The organism is Frankia sp. QA3 (assembly GCF_000262465.1).
GTDB lineage: Bacteria > Actinomycetota > Actinomycetes > Frankiales > Frankiaceae > Frankia.
Genome location: NZ_CM001489.1, coordinates 1,486,272 through 1,498,532, shown reverse-complemented (window position 1 = coordinate 1,498,532; position 12,261 = coordinate 1,486,272). Strand labels below are relative to the sequence as shown.

Here is a 12,261-nt window from a genome sequence, read left to right as displayed (position 1 = left end):
AGTCGCGGCGATCGCGTTCACCAGACCGCGGTGCGCATCCGAGGTCACCAGCCGCACCCCGGACAGCCCCCGGGCGACCAGGCCCCGGAAGAACGCCAGCCAGCCGGCACCGTCCTCGCTGGACACGACCTCCAGGCCGAGGATCTCCCGGTGCCCGTCGCCGTTCACCCCGACCGCGAGCAGACAGTGGACGTTGACGACCCGGCCGTCCTCACGGACCTTCATCGTCAACGCGTCGGCCTGCACGAACCGGTACGGCCCGGCATCCAGCGGCCGCGACCGGAACGCCTCGACCTGGCCATCGAGATGCTTCGCGAGCTCCGACACCTGCGACTTCGAGATGTGCGCGACCCCGAGCTGCTCGACAAGCTTGTCCACCCGGCGCGTCGAAACCCCCAGAAGATACGACGTGGCGACCACCGAGATCAGCGCCTGCTCGGCGCGTCTCCTCCGGGTCAGCAGCCATTCCGGGAAATACGACCCCTGCCGCAGCTTCGGGATCGACAGGTCGATCGTCCCGGCCCGCGTGTCCCACTCCCGCGTCCGGTAGCCGTTCCGGCGATTCGTCCGCTCCGGTGATATCTCCCCGTATTCCGCCCCGCAGATCCCGTCCACCTCGGCGCCCATCAACGCCTCCGCGAACGCCTTCACCATCGACCCCAGCAGATCCGGACTCGCCGCCGCGAGTTCCTTGCCCACGAACTCCACGTCCGGCACAGTCGGGCGCACGGCCATCGCGTTTCCTCCTCAACGAGCTACTACGACAGGTTTCTCGTGAGGATCACGCGGTGGCCGTCCCACGTCACGGACCGCCACTCCGGCGAGTCGTCAGACGATCACAATCCGTACACCACGTCCGTGGACTCCACTGTGGCAGCCGTGGGGATCGGAAGGTGGTGCCGCACTTCGAGGTCGGTGTCTGTCTGCGATGTGATCGCTGCGTACCGCGTTCTACCGCCGCCCGAGTGAGCGTTCTGTGACGTGACTGGCTCGCACGATGGCGGGGCAGCAGTACACTCAGGTACTGAACCCTCTGCTCCGAAGGGGACACGCCGTGGCCTATCGCCTGGAGATCGTCAGCGAGGTCCGGGAGTGGCTGCATGACCTACGTCGAAGGGACCGAAACACCGCGATCCTCGTCGGCCAGGCTGTGACCGCTCTTCTCCACGAAGGCCCCAGCCTGGGACGGCCGCTCGTTGACCGGATCAAGGGCTCACGACTCCACAACCTCAAGGAACTCAGGCCCGCCTCAAGCGGAACCAGCGAGGTCCGCATCCTGTTCGTCTTCGATCCCGAGCGCCGCGCGGTCCTGCTCGTCGCCGGAGACAAGGCCGGACAGTGGTCAACCTGGTACGAAAGGGCGATCCCGCTGGCCGAAGCCCGCTACGCCCTCCACCTCAAGGAACGTGACGCATGAGCCCCGCCCACGGGTACGACAGAGACGGCTTCCTCTCCGAGTTCTTCCCCGAAGAACACGACCGCCGCGAGGTCGAGGCGGGGGCGCGACGGCTCGTGGCGGAGAACCGCGCCCATCGGCTCGCCGAGATGCGTCGGCGCCTGGGTCTCACCCAGGCGGACGTCGCCGACCGCATGCACGTCCGGCAGGAACGCGTCTCCGCCATCGAGCGGGCCAACATCGACGCCAGCGAGCTACGCACCCTCGCCGCCTACGTCAAAGCACTCGGCGGACACCTGGAGATCATCGCGGACTTCGGCGGGGAACGGCTCGTTATCGGCTGAAGGTGGTTACGCGTCCACCGGCGGATTTTTCCCGCCTGATTCGTGGGGGGTGGAGACCCAAGAGTTGACGGGTGACGGGGCCAGCGCAGAGGCTCGGTCACCCTCAATCTCGATGTTACTCAGATACCTGCCGGTGGGCCGCTCAGCTCTCCTCGAAGCCCGACTGGTCGAACTTCAGGGTCCCGGCGTTCTCGGAGACGGTGCGGACCTGGCCTTCCTCGAAGCCGGTGCTCTTCGTGGCTTCAATCTCGATCTTCACGACGAGCTCGGTGCCGTCCTGACGGAGGTTGGCGATGATCTCGTCGGCGACGTTCTTGAAATCAAGGGCGATCTTGTCGGAGTTGAGGGTCTTCACGCCGTAGAACCGCGTCTTGGGCTCACGATGATGGACGCCGCGGTGGCCAGGGTCCGGCTTGAAGGGCTTCTTCTCGTCGTTCTCGTCGTTCTCGTTCCGCCTTTTCTCCGGGTCCGGCGTCGGGACTTCGGCGGCGCGCTGCTGGACGGCAACGTCGGGACGCACCAGTAGCAGCGAGTCGGTGGCCGTCGGCGCGGCGTTCTTGTCCTCGTCGGGCAGCCACAGCCCGACGTAGCGTCCGGCCGAGTCGTCATAGCCGGCGGCGAGGGCAAAACCATCGATTTGCCAGTGCAGCGGCATGTCGATGACGCCCGCGTTGAGCACTGTCCGGTCGCGCAGGCGAGGCATGTAGGGGTACTGGCTGTAGAGCCCCCACAGGGTGCCGAGCGAGACGTGGCCGTCCTTCCAGATCTGCGGGACCTTGCTGATCGCCAGGCGGATCGTCGCCGCGGCCTGCTGTGTCGAGAGATCGCCGTCGTTGCCGAGGCGGCGGGACACCCGCTCGGCGAGCGAGGTGGACTGTCCTTCGACCTTGGTCTCGCGCAGGAGGAACGGCGCGTTCGGCTCCGGCTGGGCTGGGACGAGCGCCCAGGTGAAGGTCTGCAGGAGCCTGGCTGTGACGGTCTGGTCGGCCTGGGCTTGGCGCTGGGCGGCCTGATTCTTCTGGTTCTGGGTCAGGTCGAGGTCCGCCTCGTTGTCGAGAACGTGCTTCCAGCCGAGGTAGTCGCGGGTGGCGGTGTCGAGTTCCTCCAGCCGGGCTTCGTCGGGGGCGAGGTAGACGAGCATGTTGCGGTTGGTCCGGTTGGAGCTGCCGCGCTGCTCGGTCGCCTTCTGCGCGAAGTTCTTGGCGGCCGACTCGGTGCCCCGCTTGTGGGCGAACTTCGGGTGCAGGATGACGAGGCGCGCCTCGCCCGTGTCGGGGAGGTCGGCGTTGGTCTCCGGGCAGACGTGAACGCCAGCGAAGTCACCTTTCACGCGGCCCTGGCCGAGCAGCCGCGTGACGATCTCCTTCCACACATCTTCCTTGTGGAGGCGCTCGGCCTGGTCCTTGGCGGTGCGGGTGATGTTGGCCTGAAGGTCGTACCAGTACTTGCCGGACCCGGAGTAGAAGTACGTCGCCCGGTCACCGAGCTGGGTCAGCGCGGCGTGGAAATTACCCGGGACGTCGCCGGGGATCGCGGTGCCGAGGAAGACCCGCTGGGTACCGATGCCCTTGTGCACCGAGCCGGGGGCGACGGTCGGGGCGGCACCGAAGAACACCGTGCGGGCGAGCCTCCTGGTCAGCGCCCGCTGACCGAACAGCGGCTTCGCCGTATCGATGCGCGCAGGTTCGGAGTTCGGGCCGTCGACATCGGCGTCGATAATCGTCTTCCAGGAGTCCTGGAGGTACTGCGTCAGCTCGGCGTTCACGTTCGCGGTGGCGAGCGGGATCGACCCCGGCATGATCAACGGTGAGGCGTCCTCGCCCGTCCAGAGCGCGTGGATCACCGTGCTCATCAGCCGCAGCACACCGCGGGTGCGCTGGAAGCGCTCCAGCGAGGACCACTCCTCGTAGAGGGTGTCGAACAGCTCCGGGTGGATCGGGTAGGTCTGCCTGAGGCGATACTCGTACGCCGGGTCGCGCGCCTCCCGCGGAAAGTCATCGGTGTACTTGCGGTACAGCTCCACGTACGCCTTGGCCGTTGCCCCGATCGCGGCGAGCGCGGCGGCGTCGGGCTGCTTGAACAGCCGCTGCCTGACAATGTTGTAGGCCTCGGTCGGCGACGCCGGGCGCCACTGGTCAGCCACCCGCCGCACGACATTCTGGAGCCGCTTCAGGGCTTCAAGGCCGTTGGCGCCGCCGACCTCCTCTGCGCTCCCGACCACGATCTCGGAGTCGACCCCGCTCTCCGAGGCAGGGATCGAAATCGCCAGCAGGACGCCTGAGGTGCCCTTGGCAGCCTCGGTCAGCGACTGGGCGAAGGTGAACTGATCGTCGAACGTGCCGCCCGCGAGGTCGTCGCGGCCGACGAGTGAGCGGGCGTAGGCGACCCACTCGTCAATCAGGATGACGGCGGGCGCGTACGTTGCCAGCAGCGTGTGGAGCGCCTCGCCGGGATGGGTGCGGTTGCTGTCCGCGGTGGCGACGATGGCGTACGCCTCGGCACCGCCGAGCTGCCAGGCCAGCTCACCCCAGATCGTGTTGACGCGGGTGCCATCGTCCTTGGTGGCACCGGACGGGCTGAGGTGGTTGCCCACGATCGCGACCCGGTTCACCTTGGTGCCGGCATAGCCGTTGGCGGTGAGCAGTTCCTGGGTCTCCTGCGGGAACTTGCCCACGGGAAGTCCGGCGGCCACGTGCCACAGCGACAGCATCGAGTGGGTCTTGCCGCCACCGAAGTTGGTCTGGAGGTTGATCACCGGCGAGACGTTGTCGTCGCCCGAGAGACGCCGCACGGCGCGGCCGACCAGGTCGCGCAGGCCTTCGGTGAGGTAGGTGCGCCGGAAGAACTCGACCGGGTCGGCGTAGTCGGAGTCGACCTCGCCGCCGGTGGCGACCTTGTACAGGTCGGCCGCGAACTCGGAGGCGTGGAAATTGCCGGTGGCGACGTCGTCGTGGGGCTGGAGCACCTCGCGCCACGGTTTGAGTCCGGCGGCCTCGGGATTGTCGACCGCGGCCTTGAGGACCTTCTTGTCATCCTTGTCGGCGGTCACCCGACGCAGGTTGAGCCGGATGCCGCGGACCTCTTCGGCCTCGGCACTGGCACCGATGAGCTTGAGCAGGCGTTCGCCCGTGTCGAGAGCGCGGTAGGCGTCGTCGTCGGTGAACGAACCGTTGTGCGCCCACTCGTTACGCACCTCGCGAAGCTCGCTGGCGAAGGTCTCGCCGGCACGCCCGACAGCCTGGTTGAACGGATACCAACCATGCTTGTAGGCGCCGGTGATGTTGCCTTCGGTGAGCACACGGAACTGGACCTGCGGGTCGAGCGGGTCGTAGCTCTTCCCCGCGGGCACGCCGTTCTTGAGGTCCTTCGCCTGGACCAGCTTCGTCCACTCAGCCCCCAGCGCCGGGGCGGCCTGACCGATCACCGACGAGATGAAGTCGTCCAGCGCCGGGGCAAGGATCTGGAACATGCCGTCGATGCGGTCACGGTTGCTCAGCGCCATGTCACTCGTCCTCGTCGAAGTCGATCGCGCCCTGTGTCTCGGCGGGCCTCTTCCGGGTGCGCGCGACCTCCAGGATCTCAGGCCAGCTCGTCACGAGACTGTTGAAGCTCAAAGCGTCCTTCGTCCAGCCATTGGCCTCCGCGATGCGGAAGAGCAGGTGCGCGAGCTCCTTGATGAGGTCGGCATCGACAGCGCCGTCCTTACGACTCAACGCCAGCTGGAGGAAGTTTCCGGCCGGTGCAATGCCGTCGCTCTCCAAGACCCTGATCAGATGGTGGAGAACCTCCCAGCTGCTGGTGTGGCTGTCCTGCAGCACGTCGTAGTCCCACGACAGGTCGGCGGGCCTGATGAGCTGCACGTTGCCAGCCCGGCTCGTCAGGATCTTCTCCCGGTCCATGACGTCGACGCTGGTGTTGCGGGCCCGGGCGAGGCTGTCAGCGTCACCGAACTTGCCGGCGCCGTAGCCGTGCTGCCGGTACCAGGCGATCGCGAACCGGGAAGCCGAGTCGAAGTCGCCCTCCTGTTCATTCAGCACCTGGTCGAGTATCTCGTTGATTCGGGCCAACGCGGAGCGAACTGTCATCTTCTTGCCGTCGGGCTCAAGCACAGCGTCGTAGCGACTGAAGACCGCCATCCCCGGACCGATCGCCGCCTGCGGCAGGTCCACCGGCGCGATCTGCCCCTGCTGCAGCTTCCGCAACGCGTCCGGCAGTTCCGCCTCAAGCGTCGCGATGAACCCACGCCGATCCGTCGTCGGCGCCCCCGCAGGACGAGGACGCAGCGACAGCACGATCGAGGACGCCAGCGCGTTAGAGTCTCGGCCACGCATGCGGTTGCTGAGTTCGCTGCGATTCGGCCAAGTAGAGGTGATCGTCCAACCCGAGTTGATCATCCCCTCAAGTAGGGTTTCCCAACCCGTCGAAGCCTCACCCGCTTCGTCGGAATCGCTCTGCTTGAAGGCATACCAGACCGCAATTGGGTAGTCCCTCCATGCAGACTCTCTCGCATGCGCGAAGACGCTACGAAAGCCGTCTTCGAAGAATCGCTGGGCACCATGCTTCCCGTCGTGCCGGTACGGGTTCGCGACCAGTTCCTCGGCTTTCGGAACCAACATCGTTGCGAGTAGAGCCGGGTGCACGGATCGAAGCGTTCTACGTAGCCATACGTAGAAAAAGTCGGAAAGGTCAGAATAGCCAATGTTGTCGTAATATGGCGGATCCGTATTGATTAACACGCCCTCGTACGACCGCGACGATGCGTCAGCCTGGCGGATTTCGCCAATCGGCCCACCAGTGTCCGTGATCGCCTTCGCTAGGTTGCCCAGGCTGACTTCATACGCGCCAGCTGCCTTGCCGAAGGGCCTGGTCTCACCGAAGTCCCACAGCATCGAGATCGCTTGGCGCCCGAACAGGTTGCGGACTTGTTCCTTCGTGTTCTCCCAACGACAGAGTGCATTCGCAATGTCGGTCATTCGGCTCACGCCCATGCCGAGGTAGGTGGCGACGGCGTCGGCGTACGCATAGGTGCCACCGTCGGCGAGGACTCGTTCGCGGGCGTCGGAGACCAGATCGCTGAACGTGGTCAGTGCGGTAAGCTGGCGGTTGGTGAACAGGTCGGCCCACCTCGTCATGCCGTAGGCCTGCACCCGGAAGCCTAGGGCCTCGGCCGGGAGGGATGCCTCAGGGACGTCGTCGGGGCGCTCGACGTTGGCGGCCTTGACGTGCTCGTCGGTCGGGGCGAGGTAGATACGCTGCCGATTTCCCTCGGCGACGACAGCCATGAGCTGAGCACCGATCCGCCCAGAGCGGCCCTCCGCACGTACATATTTCAACTCCGCCGCCGCGTCGCAGGCTAGGCAGCGGGCACCGGTCTTCGACACGGTCCCGTCCATGGTGGCAGTCGGTGCACCGGCCTTATCGTGTCCGATAGTGAACGCGACCCGCTGCCCCGAGGGGTAGGCGGGGTCGGGGACGATTTCGGGAACGACGTACGCCTCCTTGCCCTTTTTCTTCCCTAGCCACCAGGAGCGGACCAAGGGCATCTCGATGCCGCAGGCGGGGTTGGGGCAGGCGACGGTACGGGCCCAGATCCAGGCGATGACCGTGGCCTTGGTGCCGTTGGGGAGGGTGGCCTTGGGGTAGAGGTGGCCGATGCGCTTCTCAGCCTCGTCACGCATCCAGGCGCCGTATTCGCGCACGTCGGCGGCCAGGCCCTCGGCGCCCTTCCAGCCACGGATCTCGGAGTCGGCCAGCCCGGGGTAGACGGGGGACTGGTCTCGGAACTTCGGAGGGATCTCGATGAGCGCTTTGTTGATGAGTACGGCGACCGGGTTGAGGTCGGAGGCGTGCGCCTCGAGACCGAGCCGCTGCGCCTCCAGCGGAATGGTGCCTCCGCCGGCGAACGGGTCAAGGATCGGTGGTGGATTGCCGTCGGTGGACTTGAGAATCTCGACACGTGCCTCAGCGAGCAGCTTCTCGTCACGGACCTTCTCCCACACCACAAGCCGCTCGATCAGCTTATGGAGGCGCTCGCGCTCCTTGCGCTGCAGCTCCTCTGTAGGGAACTCCTCCGGCCGTGCGGACGGGTCGTCGACGAGTTGAGCGAACAGCACCGCGCGCGCTGCTGCGAGGGGGCGGCGCGCCCACCACAAGTGAAGGGTCGACGGGTGACCGTGCCGGATGGACTTCTCCCGAGCAGACTCCCGGTTGATCGCCTCCAGCGGCAGCGCCACCTCGATCAACTTCCGTTTCTGCACGTACTTCCCTCGACCCTCTGAGCCCTTGGGCTGAACACAACCAGGCGGCGCCTGGCATCACGACCTGCAGACCAAACCTAGCGAGCCTTTCCCAGTAACCCTCGGTCGCATTACATAGTTGCAATACCGTGATGGTGTGTTGGGTGTCCCGCGGTCCCGCGATGCTCGGTGTGGAGAATTACGAGGGTGGCTTTTGCGACGAGTCCGATCCACCGGGGGTCGATCGTGATGTTGTGGAGCAGCCGAAAAGTGCCTTTGAACAGGGCGTTCGCGCGTTCGCGCGTTCACCGGCAGCGCGTAGTGCCTTGTGGACCCGGTTGTGTGTTCTTTGCGTCAGTGAGGGCGCCGCCGGTGGGCTTCTTGTACGCCGATCACCAGCGGCCGGCCGGGTTTCCTATCCCTTCCGAGGTCGAACAGGACCTCGTGCAGGTTGGCTGTCCGCTCGGCGAGGAACGGCTGCGCGCCGGCGGCGCGCAGCGCGGTGGAGTCATGCTCGCTGCCGGGCCGGACGCCGGAGACCCACAGCGGCCAGCCGTCGTCGGAGGCGGACAGCCCCGGGGGCAGACGGGGCGGGCACGGGACCGATGAGCGTAACCGGGCGGGCCGCGACAGCCCGGCACACTAGGGGTTATGGCGGCGATCCCGGAGTCCACGAAGTCCTCGATGCGGCTGCGGCTGCGGCTGCGGCTGCTCGACCATGCCGAGAAGAACTGGCCCCAGCCCGCCCGGACCGAGTCACCTACCGCGGCGCGTTCGCCTACGCTGCCGGGATCCTGCCCGACGGTGAACAGATCCCGCTGTGCCGACTGCGCTACGGCGGCTCAGCTCACTCCTTCGGGTTCGCGATCCACTCCGCCGTCCACGACCGCTACCAGGAAACCGTCCTACTCCACGGCTCCCGCGCCGGCATCCCCCAGGACGCCCCTCGACACCGCCTGCACCGTCCACCTCGCCGCGGACGCCTGAAAAAGGGACCGACCCGACCAGACGATCACGAACCCCCGACGAACTTGCAGCTCGAACCGCTTAGGGTTGCTTCCGCCCTTTTCGCAGATCCGGCGTCTACGGCCCCTGTCGCGCCTTCTGGCGCTTCGGTCGCTTCACAACAGGGATCACGCCTCGACGAACCCCCAACAGATTCTCGTCCTTCGTGTTCTCGCGCACTGCGAGACCGCTCAGGATTCGTTGCTGCGTCTCCGGAGTCCAAAACACTTCAAGGCGCTTCCGAGCGCGTGTGATCGCGGTGTAGAAAATGCTGTGGGAGATGCTCTCCTCGTTAGCATCCGTAATGACAACCTTAACCGAATTGTACTCAAGACCCTGCGCCTTGTGGATCGACACGGCGTACGCGATCTGAAATGGCACCATCGTGGTGACCGTATCGTCATCATCATCGCTGTCGCCGCGCCCGAAGACGTCGAACTGAACAGTCGAGCCTTCTACCCAGCGCAGATCTGTGCCGAACACGTCGGCTGCAGTGACATCCCGTTCAAGATTCACATCAAACGTGATCCGGCCGGGCACGCGATCGATCTTGACGATCTTACCCTTCAGATTGTTGAAGATGACTGGACGGAACCGATCAGACTCATTAAAAAGCACAGGATCGCCGACCTTGTACATAGACTCACTCCAGGTCACAGCTGGATTCAGATTGCTCGCTTGTAGGAACCGGTTGATGTTGTTGATTCCATAAAGGCCGTCATAATTCAGGCAGAGCACGATCTCATCGTCGCTCCGTTGCTGGAAAAGCGAGTCTCCTAGCACTGTCGAGTAGCCGTTCTTGGCGAGTGACTCCTCGATGTGGTTGTCCAGGTTCCGCACCCTGTCCCACAGTGTAAGAAGCGCCTGATCGCTCGTTCTGAAAGGCTTTGTGAGCTCGAAGACAGACTCGCTCGGGATGTACGAACGGATGATGCTGAACCAGTTGCCGAACTCGATCGACTCGATCTGGTAGACGTCGCCAACGAGCACGAGCAGGTCGAAGGATGTTTTCTTAAGCACTTCGAGCAGGCTCGCGTTGCCCACAGTGCTGCACTCGTCGATCACAAGGACGTCGTACTTTGGGTCGAACGACGTACTGCTGCGCACGTGCTTGCTGATCGTGCTGAACTCGGTGTTCGGCGCCTGCACTCGTCGCTTCAGGTTGTCGACAGCCGGGTTGGTATGCGCCAGAAACAGCTTCCGTTCGCCCTCGAAGTAGTTTGCAATGTGATTCATCATCGTCGATTTTCCCGTACCGGCCGCGCCGTAAACGACGGCAACCTTCGAGCGCTCGAACAGCTCCATCAGAGCATCAGCTTTCAAGGGGTCATCGATGACACCTGGGTTAGCACTTATCCATGCCCGCACGTGGCTGCTGTGGTTGGGGATACCGCCGGCAGTGATCGCCTGGAGCTTTTTAATGATCGTGACTGTGTCGTCCTCGTACCCAACGATGAACACATGCCCGTTTGCACGCGCCAGCTTCCGCGGTGCGTGTCGTTCAATGGGTGGGAGCAGCTGGTTATGGTGCGCGATTAGCTTGTCGACGTCACCGAAGTCTTCCAGGTCGGAGACAGGCGTGTAGATCACACCGTGCTGCTCGACATTGCTCCTGATTCGTCTTGCCAGTAGCTCGTGCGGTCGCCTCCGAGCATCCAGGCTCTCGGCAAGATCCGAGAAGCGCGGGTTGTGTCTGCGTGGTGATGTGCAGAACGGCATAGTGTCGAAGGGCCTGCAACTCCAGGAAACGCGCAGCTGGGATAGCTTATCGCACTCGTTGACGTCGAACTGCGCCTTGATGACCCGATTGTTCATCCGCAGCATTAGGTACCGCATCAGACTAGCCCCTGGCCGGTTCCCGCGTATGAGCGCTCGCGCGCGGTCGAGCACAGGGAAGATCAGCGGACTACGTTGCGCACCGTCGAGTGCCCAGGAGCGGACCCGGCCGTAACTCGCGTCGGTCATGTCCACGAGATCAAGCAGACTTGAGCGCATTCTCGTGAGGTACTGCATCAGGTTGCGGTACTCGGAGTGCGACGTACGAATCTGGTCGTGTGAGACGTAGAAGAAGCGCGCGAAGTTATCAAACTCGCACGGACGGATCGACACCTCCCACGAGCGGATTAGCATAATCGGCATCGTCTGGCCAAGAACTTCGATCGTGTCGCTCTCCAGCCCTAGATTGGCCGCGTATTTATCGGTGACGTCAATGTCAGTGAACCCGATGATGCGATCGAACTTGCTCGTCCGGTTGTGGGCGAGATAGAACGTCACCTCGTAATAGATGCGGCCGCCGATGAAGAATGGTCGTGAGCTGTGAATATAGTACCGCTCGCGACGCGCGCTTGAGGGTGGCGTCGTTCTTTTCCGCTCGATGCGCGTCGCAATCTTCTCGTAGTACTCACCCAGTGAAGGGTCGAGGTCGATCGGAAACTGTTCGATGTTGTGCAGGATCGCGATCCCGAACTGTGCCTGTGCGAGATCGCGGGTGCGGAGTAGGTACTCGTAGTATTTCAGCATCAACCGCTCGGACGGATCGCGATCCAGGGTGTAGTGCGAAACACTGGCCTGGAGCAGGTCGTGAAATCTACCCAGGAGCCTGAACTTGCCCTTCGCCTTCACGACATTCAATGCCGGCCCGACCTGGTTGTAGTGGAACTCAGCCGAGCGATCATTGAGGTGCGCCCAGACGATAAGCCCCTCGACGAGATTCCGGAGCTGCCCCAGCACGTTCTGAGAGAGGAAGCCTCGGTCGCCGACCGGGTTGGCGATGTTCTGGCAGATCACGCTTTCGGCACTCCGCACTTGCTGTTCTACTGACGCCATCGCTCCCGCTCTACTTCCCCAAAGGATCGTGCTCGAAGTCACCTTCGATATCGAGACGCTCATGCTGTTCAGTCTTGAAGGCCAACAGCGAACGCCGAACATCGACCACCGTGAACCGGATTTGTTTGTTCACGCGGCCAGCTACGCTCGCGACCTCTGCGGGCAGCGACCCGACCCGGTCGAAGGTGCCGTTGGTGCTTCCGCAATGAGCTGCGAGGAGCCAGCCATGGATCACGCTCTCCAAGTGCGGCTCGCTCCGTAGCTGGTCGCGCAGCCCGTGCCAGCACTTGCCCTTCCGCCTTGAAGTCAACTGGGTCACGGTCGGATGGACGGCACAACGAGACGAGTCGGTTTGTAACGCCGTCACTGGCGGGACCTCCTACCGGTGACGCAGTCATCTACAGACAGATACTCATATCGCTCCAGTGTCTCGCACCGACGACGCCCGAAGCCA

7 protein-coding genes and 1 pseudogene are annotated in these 12,261 nt (G+C 64.2%); 2 read left to right on the top strand and 6 right to left on the bottom strand.

Features of this window, described 5'->3' with window-relative positions; translation table 11 throughout:
* Positions 1 to 735 (bottom strand): IS256 family transposase (locus tag FRAQA3DRAFT_RS32030; protein ID WP_009738158.1); only part of this gene is annotated, 735 nt, incomplete at its 3' end.
* A 319-nt stretch (positions 736 to 1,054) separates the two neighbouring features.
* On the opposite strand from FRAQA3DRAFT_RS32030, the gene FRAQA3DRAFT_RS05935 reads away from it, so the two are divergent.
* A complete protein-coding gene (locus FRAQA3DRAFT_RS05935; protein WP_035920625.1) occupies positions 1,055 to 1,417 on the top strand; it encodes a type II toxin-antitoxin system RelE/ParE family toxin in 363 nt (120 codons plus the stop codon).
* Complete coding sequence (locus FRAQA3DRAFT_RS05930) at positions 1,414 to 1,740, top strand: helix-turn-helix transcriptional regulator (RefSeq protein ID WP_009738156.1); 327 nt, start codon at positions 1,414 to 1,416, stop codon at positions 1,738 to 1,740. The genes FRAQA3DRAFT_RS05935 and FRAQA3DRAFT_RS05930 overlap by 4 nt, the downstream gene beginning before the upstream one ends.
* A gap of 142 nt (positions 1,741 to 1,882) precedes the next feature.
* On the opposite strand, the gene FRAQA3DRAFT_RS05925 is transcribed toward FRAQA3DRAFT_RS05930, so the two are convergent.
* From FRAQA3DRAFT_RS05925 to FRAQA3DRAFT_RS34630, 5 genes and pseudogenes are all read right to left on the bottom strand, one after another.
* Complete coding sequence (locus FRAQA3DRAFT_RS05925) at positions 1,883 to 5,242, bottom strand: Swt1 family HEPN domain-containing protein (RefSeq protein ID WP_009738155.1); 3,360 nt, start codon at positions 5,240 to 5,242, stop codon at positions 1,883 to 1,885.
* A gap of 1 nt (position 5,243) precedes the next feature.
* Positions 5,244 to 7,997: a DUF1156 domain-containing protein gene (locus tag FRAQA3DRAFT_RS05920; protein ID WP_009738154.1), complete on the bottom strand. Its 2,754-nt coding sequence runs from the start codon at positions 7,995 to 7,997 to the stop codon at positions 5,244 to 5,246.
* A gap of 110 nt (positions 7,998 to 8,107) precedes the next feature.
* Positions 8,108 to 8,549: pseudogene (locus tag FRAQA3DRAFT_RS32520) on the bottom strand (transposase family protein); the annotation flags it as partial.
* A 510-nt stretch (positions 8,550 to 9,059) separates the two neighbouring features.
* Positions 9,060 to 11,807 (bottom strand): AAA family ATPase, encoded by a 2,748-nt coding sequence (locus tag FRAQA3DRAFT_RS05915; RefSeq protein WP_035920624.1) that lies wholly within the window; start codon positions 11,805 to 11,807, stop codon positions 9,060 to 9,062.
* Positions 11,808 to 11,817: 10 nt separating this feature from the next.
* Positions 11,818 to 12,174, bottom strand: a complete 357-nt coding sequence (locus tag FRAQA3DRAFT_RS34630) for a hypothetical protein (protein ID WP_009738152.1) — start codon at positions 12,172 to 12,174, stop codon at positions 11,818 to 11,820.
* Positions 12,175 to 12,261: the final 87 nt, after the last annotated feature.